The sequence below is a fragment of the Deltaproteobacteria bacterium genome (assembly GCA_016874755.1).
In the GTDB taxonomy this organism is placed as follows: domain Bacteria; phylum Desulfobacterota; class Binatia; order UBA9968; family UBA9968; genus DP-20.
In genome coordinates this window covers 1-17,890 of the sequence record VGTH01000018.1, presented here as the reverse complement: position 1 = coordinate 17,890, position 17,890 = coordinate 1, and the positions used below count along the sequence as shown (strand labels likewise).

The window sequence follows — 17,890 nt, the reverse complement described above, 5'->3', positions numbered from 1 at the left end:
GAGGCAATTTCAGAGCCGATGTATCTTGTTCAAGCCGCCTCTCGAATGAGACGTCTGCGCATACTTTGCGAAACAGAGTCGCCAGAACCGCTTCGGCAGCGCGGCCTTTATGTCCCCCCAGAATTTCTTAGCTTTGCTTGATCGCCTGAAGCCTCATCATGAACAACTATTTTCCGCTGGCGCATCGCTTCAACATCGGCACATTAGCAGCCCCGGGCAAGCTTGTGCTACGTTACTTCGACGCAAAGGAGATGCTATGCCCTTCGAATATCTTCCGATCATGGCGCAAAACTCGGCGCCCAAACCACCGCGGGTTTTGGTTAAACCATCCAAGCCGGCGTGGTGCCCGGCAACCAAGCCGTTGAATCAGTCGCGCGTGGCGCTGCTGACCAGCGCTGCGCTGCGCCTGACGCAGCAAGAGCCGTTCATTCCTCGCGAAGATTTCGGCTATCGCAAAGTTCCATCCGATCCAACAGCGGGAGAAATCATCATCGATCACCACTCGGGCATCGGCCGCGTACCCAAGCAGGACCCAGAGATCGTCTTTCCGCGCACCGCGCTGGCCAATCTCGTCAAGCGCGGATTGGTCGGCAGCTTGGCGCCGTTTCATTTCTCGTGCATGGGCGGCTTGCGCGATCATGCTAAGATAGAGAACGAGCTGGCGACAGCCATTGCCAGAGATATGAAGGAGGCACGAGTCGACCTTGCCCTGCTCGTCCCCTATTGACCGTTCTGCCATGAGACCGTCGGTCTCATCGCCCACGTGATCGAAGGCCAAGGCATTCCCACGCTGCTAATCGGCACCGCGCACGACATCATCAGCAAAGTAACCGCGCCGCGTGTCGTTTTCGTCGACCATCCGGTCGGCCGCACCTTCGGCCCGCCGCATGATCGTGGCCGCAACGAAGCGGTGCTCGAACGCGCGCTTGCCGAGTTGCCTAAATTCACCCGCGCTGGCGAAATTCGCGACCCCGGCTTCCAGTGGCTGCCCGACGGCAGCCGCGCATGGGAACGAGAGCTAATAGCCGAGATGCGCCAAGACCGTTGATGTGCAGAACGGGCGTGATAAATCACGCCCCTGCAAAACACATTGCTCCGCGGGTAGAGGCGCAATTTATTGCGCCCGTTCTCCGCGCCCGTTGACACCACTCTAAAAGCTGCTAGTTAATTTCCTCTAAATCTCCTCGGTGTGCGAAGGAGCCTGCATGATCAAACTCTTTAGCAAGTTCTTTCTTGTGCTAGCGTTCCTCGGCACGACAGCGCTGTCGGCCGTAGCGGCGGCGCCCTTTTACGAGGGCAAAACCATTAAACTGATCGTCGGCTTCTCCGCCGGCGGCGGCTTCGACACCTACTCGCGTTTGATCTCGCGCCATCTGGGCCGCCATATTCCCGGTAATCCGGCGATCGTCGTCGAGAACATGACCGGCGCGGCGAGCCTGCTCGCGGCCAATCACGTCTACAAGGTCGCGAGACCAGACGGCCTGACGATTCTCAATTTCCACGGCAACCAGGTCATCAACCAGGTCGTCGGCAAGCCTGGCATCGAATTCGACGCTCGCAAATTCGGATACATCGGCATTCCGACTCAAGACAACGTCGCCTGCGCCTTCACCAAAGCCAGCGGCATCACCACGTTCGACGCGCTGCGCAATTCCAAAACGCCGGTGAAGGTCGGCGGCGTTGCGCCCGGCGATACCACTTATAATACCGCCAAGCTATTGCTGGCGGCTTTGAAGCTGCCGATCCAACTGGTCGCTGGTTATAAAGGCACCGCCGAAGTCCGCTTGGCAGCTGAGGCAGGCGAAGTCGCCGGCGGCTGTTGGCAGTGGGAGTCAATCAAATCGATTTGGCGCCAAGGGCTGGACTCCGGCAACGTATTCGTCGTCCTGCAGGTTAACCCGAAAGCCCATCCGGAGTTGCCGAAGGTACCCAACGCGACAGACTTTGCGCCGGACAACAACGCCAAGCAGATTCTCAAGTTCGGCGGCCACGACCCAGCGATGATCACCCGCCCCTACGCGGTCGCACCAGGCACGCCGAAAGATCGCGTGCTGCTATTGCGCAAGGCTTTCACTGAAACCCTCAAAGACCCCGAGTTCATCGCCGACGCCAAACGCTCGCGCCTCGACACCGATCCCCTCACCGGCGAGGAGATCGAAAAGATCGTTCACCAGCTTTTCAAGATCGAGCCGGCGATCGTCAGCCAGCTCAAAGAGATACTGAAGTAAGCACACCCGGTGCACGTCTAAGGGACGCCACGAGGAGGATTCATGGCCAGAGGTTCGTTGAAACTTGTTTTCGCCGCTTTACTGATTGTGCCCTTCGCGTCCCTGCAGGCGCAGGCCCAGGATAACTTCTACCGCGGCAAGACCGTGCGCATCATCGTCGGCGCCACCGCCGGCGGCGGCTACGACACCTACGCGCGCACCATGGCACGTCACATGGGCAAACACATCGCCGGCAACCCGAACTTGATCGTCGACAACATGCCCGGCGCGGGATTCTTGATCTCCGCCAATCACATGTACAAGGTCGCCAAACCCGACGGCCTCACCATCGGCCATTTCATCGGCGGCCTGTTCCTGCAGCAGTTCCTCGGCAAACCCGGCGTCGAGTTCGAATCGAAAAAGTTCGAGTACATTGGCGTGCCGGCGCAGGACAACTACATGATCGGCGTGCACAAAAGCACCGGCATCACCAGCATCGAACAGTGGTTATCCAGCAAGACAATAATCAAATTCGGCGGCGTCGGTGCCGGCTCGGCCACCGATGACATTCCGAAAGTCTTGGCGCCGGCGATTGGTTTACCCTTTCAATTAGTAACTGGCTACAAAGGCACCGCCGACGTCCGGCTCGCCTTCGGCAGCGGCGAAGTGAACGGCATTTGTAACTCTTGGGAATCGCTCAAAGCCACCTGGAGCAAAGAGCTCGCCTCGGGCGAGCTCGTGATGATTCTGCAAAACATTCCAAAGGCTCATCCTGACCAGCCAAAGCTGCCACTCGCGATCAACTACGCCAAAACCGAGGAAGGTCAAAAGCTCGTCAAAGCGATTGTCCACAGTGTTGGCCCGACCGCGCGGCCCTTCGTGCTGCCGCCGAACACGCCGAAGGACCGCGTGCAGATACTGCGCAAAGCGTTCATGGACACGATGAGAGATCCGGAATTCATCGCCGACGCCACCAAGGCGCGCTTGGATATAAACCCGCTCGATGGAGCGGAATTGGAACGCAACGTCAGGGACGTTTTCAATCTCGACCCGAAATTGATCCCACGGGCGAAAGAAATCCTAAAGTAATCGCCGGGTATGATTTTTTTGAGATTTGAAATCTGAGATTTGAGATACGCGTCGCCGCCATCAGCGCGGTGACGCGTCAAACCCGCAATCCTCCGGCGTCACGTCGATCGTCGCAACATGCTGCTTGTCCTTGTCGAAATACGAGTAGCGTAGACTTATCCCTTTTTTGAGAAAGTCATCGCGCGTGCCCGGCGTCGCGCAAGAGGCGAGCCTGAGCTTCGGCCCAGATTCGGCGGCAAAGCGCTCGTGATCCAAACGGCCGACCGCAACGTTGATCAATCGGTACTTGTAGATCAACATGCGATCCGCGCCTTCGGTAATAGTCAGCTCGGTCTCTTTATCGAGCAGGGACGGCAACGATCGGTTGAGCTGCGCCGCCTCGCGATTCATATGCTCGATGGATCCCGTAACTTCATTGCGCTTGGAAAACGTCGGCAGATCAAAGAATATGAGATAGCCGGCAATGATGCCGCCCAAGACAAAGATAATGGCTTTGACAGTAGATGACTTGAACATTCGTGGTCGCAATCTCCTCAAGTTATGCAGATAGTAAAAGATACCTTGGCCGGCTCGCCATTTTCAATTTCTTAGATCCGCAGTTTCGGATCGAGCGCATCGCGCAAGGAGTCGCCAAATAGGTTGAACGCAAAAACTGACAAACTGATGGCAATGCCCGCATAGATCGCCATCCACGGCGCGCGTTCGGCGAAGTCGACGGCGGCGCCGCGCAGCATTAATCCCAGGCGGCCTGGGGCTCGGCAACGCCGAGGCCAAGGAACGATAACGACGCCTCCAGCAAAATCGCTTGGCCGAGAAAGGCCGTGAGCATGATCAGATCGGGCGCCATCACGTTGGGCAGCATATGGCGCAGAATAATATGCATCGGCCCAAACCCCAGAGCGAGCGCGGCTTCGACGAAGGGCATCTCACGCAGCGCCAGCGCGCTGCTACGCGGCACCAGCGCGCAGCGAGGAATCATCGGCACGGTGATGGCAAAAATAACGTCGGTCATGCCGGAGCCAAGCAGAGAAACCACCACCAGCGCGAGAATGATCAGGGGAAACGACAATAGCAGGTCCATGAAGCGCTGCAGCAAGAGATCGACCTTGCCGCCAAAGTAAGCGCTCGCCACGCCGATCAGCGCGCCCAGGGAGGCACCCAACAAAGATGAAGCAAAGCCAACCCAAAGCGCGGTGCGCGCGCCGTAGATAACTCTTGAGAGCACGTCGCGCTCGAATGCATAATCAATCCAAGTGTCCTGCTTCACCGCTGCGAGAACGCCGAGCGGCAACAACAGCAGCACGGCGACAAATGTCGCCAGCAGCGCTAACTCGATGCTCAGCTCGAGGCGAATCGCGATCTCATGCGCCACCGGCTGGCCAGTCCACATCGACGCGCCGAAATCCAACCGCGTCATGCCCCATATCCAGTCGCTGAATTGCTTCCACACCGGCTGATCGAGACCATTGTGTCAACGCATTCGATGCGCCGCTACGGTTTCGGCTCAAGCGGCAAGAGATACCACCAACGCCCAGGCGCACGTTGGTCGACGGCGATTTTCCTGTCAATCAGATCCTGATTCTGCCCGCCCAGCTCGCGTAGATCTTTGTGTTTGACTAAAAGAAACCCCGAACCCGCCTCCTGCCTGAGCTTGTCCAAGCGGTCGGCTGTGGAAATCACCGGAATCAATTTCCGTCCGGCATAAAAATTATAATCGTGCATCGAATCGGCATAGATATAGAGCGGCGTCGCCGCGATATGGCCCGCGACCGCCGCGGCAACCGGCCGTGGCGACTTAAAGCGATCGACGAATGGAAAAATCGAATACGCCAGCGCAACGATGCCGGTGGCCATCGTGCCGGCAACAGCGCAACACATGATTGGTATCGGCTTTCGCCAGGCCGCGTATGCCGTCAGCAGGGTGCCTGCGCCCATCACGCTGCCAGCGATAAGGGCCGGAACAAAAGCATCTGGCCGGACAAACCGGGCAGCCATCGGCGAAGCCATACAGGCAATCGCCATGATGCCAAAACTGGTGACCACAATGCCGCGGTACCAACGGTGTTGAGCAAAGCTGTCATCCGCCCACGCCGTGATGAAGTTGGCGATGAACAGTGCCACCACCGGAAAAAGCGGCAGCAGATAAAGATCCGGCTTGGTGTCCGAGGCGGAGAAAAAAACAAAAATCGCCGCAAACCACAGGAACAAAAACAGCCGTGCCGGTTGGCGCAACCACTTCCAGTCGATCCGATAGACAAACAGAGACGGCACTGCGACGATTGTCCAGGGCAAGAAGTCTACCGGTAGAGTCCGCAAATAGTAATACACGGGTTCCCTATGGCCCAGTCCGTCGGTGTAGCGCTGAATATGGTGGAGATAGATAAAATCGTAGAGCCACTTACCGTCGGTCGCATGGTTGACGAGCACGAACCAGGGCGCGGCGATGGCGAGAAAGACAAAGATTCCCGGCACCAGGCGCGCTTCGAGAATCAACCGCCATTCGCGCCTAATCATCACGAAGCTCGCAAGGACTAGCCCAGGCAAGACAATGCCAATCAATCCCTTGGTCAGGGTTGCCAGGGCCATGCACGCGTAGGCAAACAAAAACTGGTTGCGCTGCGCTTTGTCGAGCACCGCTCGTGCCGCGAACAACATCGACAGCGTAAAGAAACACGTAAACAGCGTGTCGAGATGCGCCCAACGCGCCTCCCAGATCACGCGCACACAAGTCGCCATGACAACACCGGCCCACAGGCCGACTCGTGGAGTGTAGAATTCCTTGCCGAGCTTGTAGGTAGCCAGCACCAAGCCGATGCCGCCGAGGGCGGCGGGCAAACGCACCGTCCATTCGTTGACCGCGCCGACGAGTTTGGAAAAAAAGTGCACCAGCCAGAAGTAGAGAATCGGCTTATCTGTGTAGAGATCCCCGTTGACGGCGGGGACGATCCACTCGCCTTTGAGAAACATGATGCGCGCGATCTCACCATAGCGCGGCTCCACCGGCGCCCAGAAATCACGCGAGCCCAGGCCAGTAAAAAAAATCAGCGAGCTAAGGACCAACAAGAAGACCGGATAATTTTTAGGCGTGTTTAGTTGGCGCCATCCTGCCGCCGTTGAGCTCCCAGGCGTAGGAAAGAGAGAGGAACCCATCACCCGCCAAAATACCAACCACCCGATGGATTTTCTAGCAAATCGATAGCTGCGCAATCGAAAAACGCTACAGCATGAATGCGATTGAGTTAAAACTGGCTGCTTACAACCAAAAAAAGAGCAGCCGAAGCTGCTCCTTTTTTGGTTCTAACAGGAGGCAAGCAAGTTAGAACGTGTAAAGCAATTGCATGCCGAGAGTCGTTTGGTTGCTGTCGGCGTTGTTGCGGCCTTTTGATAGACGCCCTTGTTGGCCCAGTCTTGGCGCACTTCGGCCCGACCGATAAACATTTTCGTAAACTTGTAGCTCGTGGTTAAGGTCAACTCGCCGAGCGTGACGCTCCGCGGCGCGGTCGCAGCGAAGAAGCCGAAGGTACGCGCCGCTTCGTTGTCCAAGAACACTTCGCCGCGCAGCGCCGTATTGAAGCGCTCAGTCCAGTTGTACGACGCGATGGCGGCAATAGCATGCCAATAAGCATCGTCCTTGGACCGAGTCGGCGTGGCGATATTGGACTCCCTACCCAAGGTATATTCCACGAGCAGAGTCAGCGGATCGATCGGCTTGATGGTCGCGACATTGCTCCAGGCCAGCCGTTTCGAGCCGCTGGTGCCCGTCTGCTCTGGGCCCCAGATCAGATTGCTTGCCAAACCGAAAGCATCGGCCGGAGTCCAATTGATGCCCGTCAAGAGCGACGGCGCATGATTATTGTCGCGCGGATTGTCCCAGCCGGTGACTACGCCAAGACTCGCCGTCACGGTTTTGTGAAACGGATAGCTGAACAACATGCCTAAATGGCGTAGCGGCACACCATAGTTGAACGCGAACGAGCGCGAGATGTTATCGTTGTACGCACCCGGCGCATTGAGAATTTCCGTGCCCAGCGGCGTGACGAACAAACCGCCTTTGATGCCGATGCCGGCGCCGAGCGGGATGGTCGTGGTCAGAAAAGCTTCGCGCAATTCCGCCGAGGGTTCATCCTTCAGGCGACTGCCCCATAAGGTAGCTTCGCGCAACAATTCACCACCGCGGCCGAAATCGCCGGACAGCTTGAAGCCCACGCCCCAATCCTTTTCCGGCTTCTCAATCGCCAGATGAAAATAGTTAAACGAAATCTTGTTGTGATCTTTGTCGAAATAGCGACCGGTGATGTTGCGCGCACTCTTCGGATGGTTGGAACTCCACTCATAGCTGGTATCGATAAAACCACCGATCGATATGCCAACTGCTTTCTCCAGCGCCGACTTGCCATTGGCAATGCCTTTGTCGAGGACACCGACACTACTGTCCAGGCTCAACCAGCCCGGCGCCAACGGCTTGTCCTCCTGAGCGAAACTATGCCCAGCGACAAAAAGAAAACCCGAAATACCTAACGCGAACCAGCGCAGCCTCATTGAACCCTACCTCCAAGAGAATTTTTCATCTGAAAATCTCACACAATGGCGTCAACTCTTGCCAGAAATATGAAATCATGTAACTCCAACGCAATCTTGGTGCCATGTAGTTTTCTGTTCGTGCCACGAGAGAGCGTTTGAAAAATAACAAGAATTTGCTGCCTTGGGGTGCTTTCTGGCATAAAATTAGGCAAAACCAGCCTGCGAATTGGGCAGTTGCCAATTCTGTTCATTTACGACAACAAATGGGAGCCAATCCGGCAGGGCAAACCGACCCAAGCGCTCAGTGGGGCTCCCGACGCCCATGACCACGCTTGCCAGCCCGATGATGACTTGACGGCCACCCATGGTACTGAGGCCGATTGCAGGTAGGATTTCTACGTTAGAATCGATTTTGTCCGACAAATTCTCGGATCGCCTCGGCAACAACGCGGTTACCTTCGATGTTCCAATGGCCGTCGGTGCGAAAGTAGAGCTGTTTGTTCTGGCCCGCGTCGCGCTTGAGCGCGGGCGAAAGATCGAAGCAGGCGATCGCCTTGCTGCCGCAGTATTCCAGCACTTTACGACGCACGCGATTCATGTCGAGATGGCTCGGAAAATCGAGCGGCGCCTTGATCTGCTCCCAGTGAACTTCCCAACGGGAAGGAAAATACAGAAGCACGAACTTGACCCCTGCCCCCTGGCTGACTCTGATCGCTTCGTCGACTTCCCGGCTGACGGCAGCCCAGCGTTCATCGAACTTCTCCGCTTGTCGTTCGAGTTCACGGCGCAGCCCTTCGGGCTCCAATGCCAACTCGATCCCCGGCGCTTTGAAAAACACTGGTTTCTGGGCCTTCGCCGATTTGCCGCTGCGCGTGAGATTGTAGACGATCGAGTGTTCGCGCAAGTAACGGCGAACCGGTATGCCGCGCTGGTTGCGCTGAAAGCGCACTGCGCTATCAAGATCGTTGAAATAAAAGCCATAGAAAACCACCCGCGGACGCTGCGCCAATCCATAGCGTTTGAGGATGCGCGTATACTGTGACGGGCCCTGAGCCGGCACGCCCATGTTAATCACTTCTCTACCGATCGATTTCGCCAGCAGCGTCGTCCACACAACCTCGTGATCAACCCCCTGGCCGAAAGTAAAAGAATCTCCCACCGCTATCGCCCATGGCGGCCCGCCGACGCTGCCGCCGCGAAAGCCGATGTCCGGCAAATTGAGGTGCGTCACGACGCGCATCTGATAGTCGGGATGCTTCACTATCATGTCCTGGTTAGGCTTGATCTTGAAAATCAGCTCCGAGTCGGGCGCAATAAAACTGTCGGCTTTGAGATTGCGATCGAGCTGATCGCGCAAATCGCGCAGGCGCGCTGGCAGCACGCCGTCGGGCGCAAACCAAGCAAAGCCTTCCACCATCAAAAGAGTGAAGAGAACCGCGAAAAAAACCAGGCAGAAATTTTGGAAAAGTTTTTTCATCAGGCGCCAGCCGACGATCCCACCGCGACCGCCTCGCGCAGACGAAATGCCTTATTATAAAGCGCACGGCCGACGATGACGCCCTCGATGCCTTCTTTTTCGAGCGGCAATAAGCGGCGGACATCGTCGAGGGTCGCCACACCGCCGGATGCGATAATCGGAATCTTCACTGCGCGGGCAAGCTTCACCGTCTCATCGAGATTCACGCCGCTGCTCGCGCCGTCTCGGTTGATATCGGTGTAAATAATGCGCGCTGCGCCAGCTTGTTCGCAGCGCCGCGCCAGCTCGACCGCGTCCTGGGCAGTGGTCTCTTTCCAGCCCTTGATCGCGACTTTGCCCTGGCGCGCGTCGATGCCGACGACAATTCTTCCCGGAAATTTCTCGCACAACGTTCGCAGAAATGCGGCATCATCATAGGCAGCCGTGCCGATAACGGCGCGGTCGACGCCGAGTCCCAACGCGGTCTCCACCGCGGCGACCGTACGCAAACCGCCGCCCAGCTCGACCCGCAGTCCCGGCTGCGCGCAAATCGCCGCGACCTCTTTCGTGTGCACCGGACGCCCTTCGACAGCACCGTTCAGATCGACGATGTGCAGAAAGCTCGCGCCCTCGGCGAGCCAATGTTTGGCCGCCGCCACCGGCTCCTCGAAATAGACGGTCTCATTGTCCATTTCACCTTGAAACAGCCGCACGCACTTGCCGTCTTTGAGATCGATGGCGGGAATGATCTGCATAAAAATAATTGAAAATTAAAAATTGAAAATTGAAAAGAACTGAGGGCAGAAGGCCTGATCTGATTGCGGCATTTTCAATTTCCATTATCCATATCAACTGTTTTCAGCGAAGCGGCCAAAATTAGCCAGTATTCTCAGGCCAAGTTCCTGGCTCTTCTCCGGATGGAACTGGCAGGCGAACAGCCGCTCGGTGGCGATGCTCGAAGCAAAGGCTCGCCCGTAATCTGTGGTCGTCGCTATCAGCGAATCATCCTGCGGCGCAACGTAAAAAGAATGGACAAAGTAAACGTAGTCGCCGCTGGAGATACCTTGCAAAAACGGCGAGTCTTTTTCTTTGGCGATCGCGTTCCAGCCCATGTGCGGCACTTTCAACTCGTTGTGCGGAAAGCCGAGCACGCGTCCGGGGAAGAGGTCCAAGCCCTTTTGAATGCCGAACTCCTCGCTCTCAGAAAACAACAATTGAAAACCCAGGCAGATGCCAAGAAATGGCTTTTGCGACCGGACCGTCTGGCGAATCGGATCGACCAAACCAAACTTGGCGAGATTTTCCATGCACGCGCTAAACGCGCCGACCCCGGGCAGCACCACGGCTCGGGCTGAGTGAATTTGGCCCGCGTCGCGTGTCACAGTGGCGGCGCAGCCGACGCGCTCGAACCCCTTCTGCACGCTGCGTAAGTTGCCCATGCCGTAGTCGATGATGGCGATCATGGTCGTAATGGCCGTTTAAACGGCTGGAACGGTTTTCAATGAGTTTTGGTTTACAGACTACCCTTGGTCGAAAGTATCCCTTCGATGCGCGGATCGACCTGCGTCGCGAAATCCATCGCCCGCGCAAACGCCTTGAAGCATGCTTCGATAATATGATGCGGATTCTCACCGCGCACGACGTCGATGTGCAGGTTCATGCCCAATTGATTTGCGAACGCTGCGTAAAACTCATGGGGCAAGTCGGTATCGAAATCGCCGACCCGACCCGGACGAATTTTCACGTTGTAAGAAAGATAGGGCCGGCCGCTGAGATCGACCACCACTTTGGCCAACGTTTCATCCAACGGACAACTCGCTTCGCCGAAACGCCGAATGCCATGCTTGTCGCCCAGCGCGTCTTTGAACGCTTGGCCCAGCGTCAAACCGACGTCCTCGACGGTGTGATGATAATCGACTTCAAGGTCGCCCTTGGCGCGAATCTTGGTGTCGAACAAGCCATGGCGCGAAAAGGCATCGAGCATGTGATTGAAGAACGGCATGCCGGTTTCAATCTCCGCCTGACCCGTGCCGTCGAGATTCACAGAAACTGAAATGTCAGTCTCTTTGGTTTTGCGATCAACTTTCGCGGTTCGCCCCATAAAACCTCTTCAGTCACGAGACTCGTAACTCGGAAACCAATACTCGAAACTATTTATTAAACCGCACCTCCACCGAGCGCGCATGGTCGTCGAGGCCTTCGAGCCGCGCCAGATGGGTAATCTTCGGCGCCAAACTGCGCAGCGCTTTCTTCTCGGCGTGGATAATCGTGGTGCGTTTGAGAAAGTCGTAGGTGCCCAACGGCGAAAAAAAGCGCGCGCTACCGCCCGTCGGCAGGACGTGATTGGGTCCCGCCATGTAATCGCCCAGCGGCGGCGCTGAGTAAGCGCCAAGAAACATCGCGCCCGCGTTGCGAATCTGCGCCGCCAATTTTTCTGGCCGCTTGACGATCAGCTCGATGTGCTCCGGCGCAATGGCGTTGGCCAACTCGACCATTTCCGCCTCGCCGCGGGCGACAATGATGGCGCCATATTTCGTTAAGGACTTGAGCGAAATCGTCTGTCGTTTGGTTTGAGCGATTTGCAGTTCCAGCGCGGTTTGAATCCGCTGCGCCATTGCCACGGACGTCGTCACGCACAGCGCCGCCGCCATCTCGTCATGCTCCGCTTGCGAGAGGAGATCGGCAGCGACATGCGCCGGTTCTGCGCTTTCGTCGGCGAGCAAAAGAATTTCACTAGGCCCGGCGATGGAATCGATATTGACCTCGCCAAACACCATGCGTTTGGCCGTCGCGACAAAGATATTTCCAGGGCCGACAATCTTGTCGACTTTCGGAATCGACGCGGTGCCAAACGCCAACGCGGCAATCGCCTGTGCGCCGCCCACGCGAAAGATGCGATCGACGCCGGCGAGCTTGGCGGCGGCAAGAATGATCGCGCTCTGCTCACCCATGGGCGAGGTCATGATGATCTCTTTGACCCCGGCGACTTTCGCCGGCATCGCATTCATCAAAACCGTCGACGGATAAGAAGCCTTGCCGCCCGGCACGTAGACCCCGACTCGTTCCAGCGGCGTGATGCGCTGGCCGAGAATCATGCCGATGGGGTCGCGGTACTGCCAGCTCTTCTGCAGCTGCTTCTTGTGAAAGTTGGCGATGCGCTTGGCGGCCAGGCGCAACGTCGACAGGTCTTGCGCCGAGACTTGCGCCAGCGCCCTGTCGATTTCGCCCTGCGTGACTTCCACTGTCGCCGCAGTGACCGTAACGCGATCGAACATCTGCGTGTAGCGAAACAACGCGCGGTCGCCCTGTTGGCGCACCGCGCTGACGATCTCCTCGACGCGTTTCTCAACGTCGCCCTCGCGGCTGCCACGCCGATCGAGCACCTTCGAGACAAAGTCGGCAAAGCCGCTGTCGGTAGTTTTAAGCAGTCTAACTTTCACTGTTATTCTTTGACCCTGGCAATTTGCGCACCGAGGTTCGAGAGCTTTTGCTCGATGCGCTCGTAACCGCGATCCAGATGATAGACGCGCGAGACCTCGGTCGTGCCGCTGGCCACCAGGCCGGCGAGAACCAACGCCACGCTGGCGCGCAGGTCGCTCGCCATCACCGGCGCGCCCGATAGTTCGCGCACGCCGCGCACCACGGCGCGGTTGCCTTCGAGCTTGATCTGCGCCCCCATGCGGTCAAGCTCCTGGGCATGCATGAAACGATTCTCAAAAATCGTCTCGGTGATCACGCTGACGCCGTTGGCCACCGCCATCAACACCATCATCTGGGCTTGCAAATCCGTAGCGAAGCCGGGATAGGGCAGCGTCTTCACGTCGACGCTCTTGATCTTGCCGTTGGTCTTGACGCGAATTCCATCGGCTTCGGTTTCGAGCATCACACCCGCTTCCTTGAGCTTGATCAGAAACGAGTCGAGGTGGCCGGGACGAGCGCCTTTGACCAACACATCGCCGCCGGTCAAGGCTGCGGCGATCACGAAGCTGCCCGCTTCGATGCGGTCGGGAATCACCCGGTGCGTTACGCCATGCAGCCGCTCGACGCCTTCGATGATAATGATATCGCTGCCCGCGCCATCGACGTTGGCACCCATGGCGTTGAGCGCCGCTGCCAGGTCTTCGATCTCGGGTTCTTTGGCGGCATTTTCAATAACCGTGATGCCTTCGGCCAGCGCCGCCGCCATCATGAGATTTTCCGTGGCACCCACCGACGGGAAATCGAGATAGATCTTTGCGCCGCGCAGCTTGGTCGCGCGTGCTTCGATATAGCCGTGGCTCTGCTCGATGCTCGCCCCCAGCGCTTCCAGACCCTTGAGATGAATGTCGATGGGCCGCGCGCCGATGGCACAGCCGCCCGGCGTCGACACCCGCGCTTCGCCAAAACGCGCCACCAACGGGCCGATGACCAAAAACGAAGCGCGCATCGTCTTGACCAAGTCGTAGGACGCTTCGAAATTCGTGATCCGCCCAGCCTGGATCGTCAAATCACCGCTGCCGTCATTCCAAGCGTCGCGGTCGACTCGCGCGCCCAGCCCCACCAGCAATCGCAACGTCGTACGAATATCGGCAAGCTTGGGAATGTCTTGATAACTGCAGGGCTCGCCGGTCAACAACGACGAAATGAGAATCGGCAGCGCGGCGTTCTTCGAACCGCTCACCGAGACTTCGCCGTGGAGCCGCCGGCCGCCTTGGATAACGATCTTATCCACCGGCGCCGCCTTTCGTCGCGATCACTACACGATCCTTGCCTGCCAGATCCTGGTGGATCTCCGGGGCGTCGAAGCCATCCGCGTGAACGATCAGCCCCGCAACGGCCTGTCCCTGGTCCGCACCGATTTCACAGAGGAGAGAACCGCCGGGCGCTAACCATCGCGCCGCGCCCGCAACAATGCGGCGATAATACGCCAATCCATCCTTGCCGCCATTTAAGGCACCGACCGGTTCATAGTCGCGAACCTCGGGTGGCAAGCCGGCCAACTCCCGGCTCGCTATGTAGGGCGGGTTTGACACCATGAGATCAAACCGAATATCGTGATCCATCAGCGGCTCGAACAAATCGCCGCTAAGAAAATTTATTTGCCGCTCCACCCCATGCCGTTTTGCGTTGCTCCTTGCCACTGCGAGCGCCGCCGGCGAAACATCGCTGGCCCACATCTGCGCCTCGGGCAGCTCCGTCGCCAAAGCCACCGCAATCGCGCCGCTGCCCGTGCCCAGATCGAGAATCTTAAGCGACCGCCCATCGCCGAGCTTGCGCGCCCGTGACAACGTCCATTCGACCAAGAGCTCAGTCTCGGGCCGAGGAATCAATACGCTAGTATCGACGGCAAACTCGAGAGACCAGAACTCCTTTGCCCCGCTGATGTACGCTGCCGGCTCATGGCGCGCGCGCCGCTGCAACGATTCTTGGAATGCATTGATTTCGTGGGGCGCTAGCAATTGTTCAAAGCGCACGTACAGTTCGGTCCTACTTGCCGCGAGCGCATGGCACATTAAAACCTCGGCATCGAGGCGCGCGCTTTCGATGCCGGCGCGCCGCAGAATCTCAACGCCGCAGAAGAGCTCGGCCCGGACCGTGCGCGGCGAAGAATCCTTAAATGCCTGTTCGTTCATGCGAACCGACCGAATCTTTGAACTTTTGAACGGCGTACAAAATTAACTTGTCGCCTTCAACGCCTCGGCTTGATAGTGCGTGATCAGCCCCTCCACCACTTCATCGATCTGACCTTCCATCAGCCGATCCAACTGGTAGATCGTCAAGTTGATGCGATGATCGGTCAAACGTCCCTGCGGAAAATTGTAGGTGCGGATGCGCTCGCTACGGTCACCGCTGCCAACCATCGATTTTCTGGTAGCAGCGATCTCAGAGGCTAGTTCCTCCTGCTTCTTTTCCAACAAGCGGGCGCGCAAAATCTTCATGCCCTTGGCGCGGTTCTTATGCTGCGACTTTTCGTCCTGGCAGGAGATGACGATGCCGGTGGGAATATGGGTGATACGCACCGCCGAGTCCGTGGTATTGACGCTCTGTCCGCCGGGTCCCGATGAACGAAACACGTCGACGCGCAAATCCTTCGGGTCGATGGCGATTTCGACTTCGTCAGCCTCCGGCAGCACCGCCACGGTCACCGCCGAGGTGTGAATGCGCCCCGAGCCCTCGGTGACCGGCACCCGCTGCACCCGGTGCACGCCGCCTTCAAATTTCAACCGGCTGTAGGCGCCCTGCCCTTCGATGCTGACGATTATTTCTTTGAAGCCACCCAGCCCGGTTGGGTTCGAGCTCATGATTTCAACGCGCCAACCGCGCCCTTCGGCGTAACGGCTGTACATTCTAAATAGCTCGCCGGCGAACAAGGCCGCTTCGTCACCGCCGGTGCCGGCGCGGATTTCCAAAATGACGTTTTTGCTATCGTTAGGATCCTTCGGCAAGATGAGAAATTTCAGTTTGCTCTCAAGTTCTTCCTTGCGTTGGCGCAGATGGGCCAGCTCTGCTTTGGCCATCTCTCGCAACGCTTCGTCTTTCTCTTCGAGCAGCTCGCGGTTGTCGGCAATCTCCTGCTCCACCTTGCGCCATTCGCGAAAGCAGCTGACGATTTCCTCCAGTTCCGAGCGTTCTTTGGCGACCTTGGAATACTCGCGCTGCTGATTGAGCAGCCGCGGATCGGCCATCAGCCGTTCCAGTTCGACGTAGCGCTTTTCTACTTCGGCTAATTTATCAAGCATACTTCAATCGAATCGCTGGAAGAAAATTTCTGCCAATAAAAAAGGGCAAAGGGTGATCACTGCCCTTTGCCCTTCGTACCGACCTGGATACCTAGTAGTTCAGATTCAGCGCAAGTCCCACGCAAACGTCAGTTCTTGAGGCCATATTTCTTGCGGAATTTCTCAACCCGGCCAGCCGAGTCGATGAACTTTTGCTTTCCCGTAAAAAATGGGTGGCAGTTTGAGCAGATTTCCACATGGATCGTGCCTTGGGTCGAGCGGGTCTCGACCTGCGAGCCGCACGCACAGGCGATAACTGCCTTCTTGTACTCTGGATGGATGCCTTCTTTCATGAGTTACCTCGGAGTCCAGTTTAATAACATATCGGCCCGGCCGGTTCAAATCGCCGTCCGGCCAAGTCAGCGACACACAGGACTTGCGCAATATTTCCGACGCTGCAGTAATGCGCTATGATGGCCAGCCATGAAACTCCGTCACTATAGGCTGATAGCCCCTTGGGTCCTAATGTCATTGCTAGGGTGCGCCACCCAAGAGCCCACCTTCGTCTCCCAGCCAGACGTCGAACACAAGCTCAGCCGGATCGTGGTTGGCCAGACGCACAAGAATGAAGTCGAAGCCGTTCTGGGTGTGGCCAAGCCCAAAGAGCAGACTTTCTGGGTTTATAATATCGCCGACACCGCGACGGAATACCAAAACATAAGAAGTCCGATCATGGAAGGCGCGATTCCACCCCTACCGACTACGGTCATCACCAACACACGAGTCTTGGCAACATTCCATTTCGACTCCGCCGGCATCGTGAAAGCGATGGAGACTGCGCGCTATTTTTCTGTGCCGTACATCAACGAGTATCGTTATCGGACCAAGGGCGCGCCCGACAAAATCTTGGAATCGGTCGCCAAACTGGGCGAAAGCGCCGGCTTCAAAGTTACCGCCCTACAAAAAAACGCCGGCACGTTCACCCTCGAAGACGCCGGCAGCAAAGCCCGCATGGCCGTCAGCCTCGCCGATGAGTTCCTGCAGATCACCTCGACCAATCCGCATGACCGCATGTCGAACGAGTATCGAGCTTACACCAAGAGGGAAGTGGCTTTTACGGAGCGGCTGGCCTATGCAGAATGGGCACAATAAGTAGAGTGCGGCAACCACCCAAGAACTTACTGGCTCTTTGGCGGAACCGCTCTCAGTGAAGCGCGCTGCAGATATTCGGTAACTCTTGCGTTGGCTTCTTCGTTGGACATACCAAAAGCAAAATCGAAGACGCTGCCATACTGGTCTTTACCGACGCCGATATTGCCCTGCTCCGACCGGGAGTACGAAACATTGATGACCCTGCCGTTCGCGCACAGCAGCACCCCGCCACTGGTCTGCTCCGCCGACACCACAGTTCGCAGCGAATTATTGACGCTCGCCGGCCCACCACACCGGACTTTGGATATGAGCCCTTCGGCTTCTACCTGCCCTCGACCGGTGATCGGATTCACGAATAGGGTGCCGGAAATAACCTCATGGTAGGCCTTATCTGCCCCGACCAGATTGTAAGTGCAGCCGGGAGCGAACAGCAGCAAAAACCCCAACAATGTAACGTGGCGCTTCATACTTTAATGCATCGGCGCTTTGGGCAAACGCTTTTGCCCGACGAAAATTTGACGGCGAATTTTGCTGGAGCCGATTGGAATCTCACGCACGGGATTACGCCAAGAAATCCAGCCACGCTAGACGGTCGCCGCTTGCTTCGCCGGCGGCCTCAGGAGTAAAGGATGGTGCCGAAGGGAATCGAATTTTTCCTCTAACATCTTAATATCTCATTAGATGTTGAGTTCAAAAAAACAGTACTGCCCCCAAAGTTGCCCCCACACTCTCGGTATCACTCACGATTTGCGCTCACAAGATCGATT

The 17,890-nt window shown here is 57.2% G+C and carries 18 protein-coding genes and 1 pseudogene; 5 read left to right on the top strand and 14 right to left on the bottom strand.

Annotated elements, in window-relative coordinates; translation table 11 throughout:
- The first annotated feature begins 256 nt into the window (after nt 1–256).
- The 4 genes from FJ145_12640 to FJ145_12625 all read left to right on the top strand — a co-directional run bounded on the left by FJ145_12640 (nt 257) and on the right by FJ145_12625 (nt 3,296).
- Nucleotides 257–727, top strand: a complete 471-nt coding sequence (locus FJ145_12640; protein MBM4262261.1) for a hypothetical protein — start codon at nt 257–259, stop codon at nt 725–727.
- A gap of 36 nt (nt 728–763) precedes the next feature.
- Entirely contained in the window at nt 764–1,048 is a 285-nt protein-coding gene (locus tag FJ145_12635; protein MBM4262260.1) for a hypothetical protein, read from the top strand.
- 157 nt (nt 1,049–1,205) lie between these two features.
- Nucleotides 1,206–2,228 carry a hypothetical protein gene (locus tag FJ145_12630; GenBank protein MBM4262259.1) on the top strand — a complete coding sequence of 341 codons (1,023 nt, stop codon included), beginning with the start codon at nt 1,206–1,208 and terminating at the stop codon, nt 2,226–2,228.
- Nucleotides 2,229–2,270: 42 nt separating this feature from the next.
- The gene (locus FJ145_12625) at nt 2,271–3,296 is read left to right on the top strand and encodes a hypothetical protein (protein MBM4262258.1); all 1,026 of its coding nucleotides are present in this window, start codon (nt 2,271–2,273) and stop codon (nt 3,294–3,296) included.
- Between the two features lie 60 nt (nt 3,297–3,356).
- On the opposite strand, the gene FJ145_12620 is transcribed toward FJ145_12625, so the two are convergent.
- From FJ145_12620 to rpmE, 13 genes and pseudogenes are all read right to left on the bottom strand, one after another.
- Complete coding sequence (locus FJ145_12620; protein ID MBM4262257.1) at nt 3,357–3,812, bottom strand: hypothetical protein; 456 nt, start codon at nt 3,810–3,812, stop codon at nt 3,357–3,359.
- Nucleotides 3,813–3,883: 71 nt separating this feature from the next.
- Nucleotides 3,884–4,713, bottom strand: a pseudogene (locus FJ145_12615) (ABC transporter permease).
- A 74-nt stretch (nt 4,714–4,787) separates the two neighbouring features.
- Nucleotides 4,788–6,446 (bottom strand): glycosyltransferase family 39 protein, encoded by a 1,659-nt coding sequence (locus FJ145_12610; GenBank protein MBM4262256.1) that lies wholly within the window; start codon nt 6,444–6,446, stop codon nt 4,788–4,790.
- A 147-nt stretch (nt 6,447–6,593) separates the two neighbouring features.
- Complete coding sequence (locus tag FJ145_12605) at nt 6,594–7,835, bottom strand: hypothetical protein (protein ID MBM4262255.1); 1,242 nt, start codon at nt 7,833–7,835, stop codon at nt 6,594–6,596.
- Nucleotides 7,836–8,217: 382 nt separating this feature from the next.
- Entirely contained in the window at nt 8,218–9,294 is a 1,077-nt protein-coding gene (locus FJ145_12600) for a hypothetical protein (protein MBM4262254.1), read from the bottom strand.
- Nucleotides 9,294–10,028, bottom strand: coding sequence for a 1-(5-phosphoribosyl)-5-[(5-phosphoribosylamino)methylideneamino]imidazole-4-carboxamide isomerase (gene hisA / locus FJ145_12595; GenBank protein MBM4262253.1), 735 nt, complete (start codon nt 10,026–10,028; stop codon nt 9,294–9,296). Before hisA ends, FJ145_12600 begins: the two co-directional genes overlap by 1 nt.
- Before the next feature lie 93 nt (nt 10,029–10,121).
- The gene (gene hisH / locus FJ145_12590) at nt 10,122–10,736 is read right to left on the bottom strand and encodes an imidazole glycerol phosphate synthase subunit HisH (protein MBM4262252.1); all 615 of its coding nucleotides are present in this window, start codon (nt 10,734–10,736) and stop codon (nt 10,122–10,124) included.
- Nucleotides 10,737–10,786: 50 nt separating this feature from the next.
- Nucleotides 10,787–11,374 (bottom strand): imidazoleglycerol-phosphate dehydratase HisB, encoded by a 588-nt coding sequence (gene hisB / locus FJ145_12585; protein MBM4262251.1) that lies wholly within the window; start codon nt 11,372–11,374, stop codon nt 10,787–10,789.
- Between the two features lie 49 nt (nt 11,375–11,423).
- Nucleotides 11,424–12,713 (bottom strand): histidinol dehydrogenase, encoded by a 1,290-nt coding sequence (gene hisD, locus FJ145_12580; GenBank protein MBM4262250.1) that lies wholly within the window; start codon nt 12,711–12,713, stop codon nt 11,424–11,426.
- Between the two features lie 2 nt (nt 12,714–12,715).
- Nucleotides 12,716–13,984: a UDP-N-acetylglucosamine 1-carboxyvinyltransferase gene (gene murA, locus FJ145_12575; protein ID MBM4262249.1), complete on the bottom strand. Its 1,269-nt coding sequence runs from the start codon at nt 13,982–13,984 to the stop codon at nt 12,716–12,718.
- Complete coding sequence (gene prmC / locus FJ145_12570) at nt 13,977–14,885, bottom strand: peptide chain release factor N(5)-glutamine methyltransferase (protein MBM4262248.1); 909 nt, start codon at nt 14,883–14,885, stop codon at nt 13,977–13,979. The genes murA and prmC overlap by 8 nt, the downstream gene beginning before the upstream one ends.
- Before the next feature lie 42 nt (nt 14,886–14,927).
- Nucleotides 14,928–15,992 (bottom strand): peptide chain release factor 1, encoded by a 1,065-nt coding sequence (gene prfA / locus FJ145_12565; protein ID MBM4262247.1) that lies wholly within the window; start codon nt 15,990–15,992, stop codon nt 14,928–14,930.
- A 128-nt stretch (nt 15,993–16,120) separates the two neighbouring features.
- Nucleotides 16,121–16,324, bottom strand: coding sequence for a 50S ribosomal protein L31 (gene rpmE / locus FJ145_12560; GenBank protein ID MBM4262246.1), 204 nt, complete (start codon nt 16,322–16,324; stop codon nt 16,121–16,123).
- A gap of 172 nt (nt 16,325–16,496) precedes the next feature.
- Here rpmE and FJ145_12555 point away from each other — a divergent pair, with 172 nt between their 5' ends.
- The gene (locus tag FJ145_12555; GenBank protein ID MBM4262245.1) at nt 16,497–17,123 is read left to right on the top strand and encodes a hypothetical protein; all 627 of its coding nucleotides are present in this window, start codon (nt 16,497–16,499) and stop codon (nt 17,121–17,123) included.
- 26 nt (nt 17,124–17,149) lie between these two features.
- Here the strand turns inward: FJ145_12555 and FJ145_12550 are convergent, their stop codons facing one another.
- Nucleotides 17,150–17,590 carry a hypothetical protein gene (locus FJ145_12550; GenBank protein ID MBM4262244.1) on the bottom strand — a complete coding sequence of 147 codons (441 nt, stop codon included), beginning with the start codon at nt 17,588–17,590 and terminating at the stop codon, nt 17,150–17,152.
- Nucleotides 17,591–17,890 lie beyond the last annotated feature (300 nt).

What these genes read in the sequence shown, in the direction of transcription:
- FJ145_12640 (MBM4262261.1), top strand. Translation starts at nt 257, where the DNA reads ATGCCCTTCGAATATCTTCCGATCATGGCGCAAAACTCGGCGCCCAAA.
- FJ145_12630 (MBM4262259.1), top strand. Translation starts at nt 1,206, where the DNA reads ATGATCAAACTCTTTAGCAAGTTCTTTCTTGTGCTAGCGTTCCTCGGC.
- FJ145_12625 (MBM4262258.1), top strand. Translation starts at nt 2,271, where the DNA reads ATGGCCAGAGGTTCGTTGAAACTTGTTTTCGCCGCTTTACTGATTGTG.
- FJ145_12620 (MBM4262257.1), bottom strand. Translation starts at nt 3,812, where the DNA reads ATGTTCAAGTCATCTACTGTCAAAGCCATTATCTTTGTCTTGGGCGGC.
- FJ145_12610 (MBM4262256.1), bottom strand. Translation starts at nt 6,446, where the DNA reads ATGGGTTCCTCTCTCTTTCCTACGCCTGGGAGCTCAACGGCGGCAGGA.
- FJ145_12605 (MBM4262255.1), bottom strand. Translation starts at nt 7,835, where the DNA reads ATGAGGCTGCGCTGGTTCGCGTTAGGTATTTCGGGTTTTCTTTTTGTC.
- FJ145_12600 (MBM4262254.1), bottom strand. Translation starts at nt 9,294, where the DNA reads ATGAAAAAACTTTTCCAAAATTTCTGCCTGGTTTTTTTCGCGGTTCTC.
- hisA (MBM4262253.1), bottom strand. Translation starts at nt 10,028, where the DNA reads ATGCAGATCATTCCCGCCATCGATCTCAAAGACGGCAAGTGCGTGCGG.
- hisH (MBM4262252.1), bottom strand. Translation starts at nt 10,736, where the DNA reads ATGATCGCCATCATCGACTACGGCATGGGCAACTTACGCAGCGTGCAG.
- hisB (MBM4262251.1), bottom strand. Translation starts at nt 11,374, where the DNA reads ATGGGGCGAACCGCGAAAGTTGATCGCAAAACCAAAGAGACTGACATT.
- prmC (MBM4262248.1), bottom strand. Translation starts at nt 14,885, where the DNA reads ATGAACGAACAGGCATTTAAGGATTCTTCGCCGCGCACGGTCCGGGCC.
- prfA (MBM4262247.1), bottom strand. Translation starts at nt 15,992, where the DNA reads ATGCTTGATAAATTAGCCGAAGTAGAAAAGCGCTACGTCGAACTGGAA.
- rpmE (MBM4262246.1), bottom strand. Translation starts at nt 16,324, where the DNA reads ATGAAAGAAGGCATCCATCCAGAGTACAAGAAGGCAGTTATCGCCTGT.
- FJ145_12555 (MBM4262245.1), top strand. Translation starts at nt 16,497, where the DNA reads ATGTCATTGCTAGGGTGCGCCACCCAAGAGCCCACCTTCGTCTCCCAG.
- FJ145_12550 (MBM4262244.1), bottom strand. Translation starts at nt 17,590, where the DNA reads ATGAAGCGCCACGTTACATTGTTGGGGTTTTTGCTGCTGTTCGCTCCC.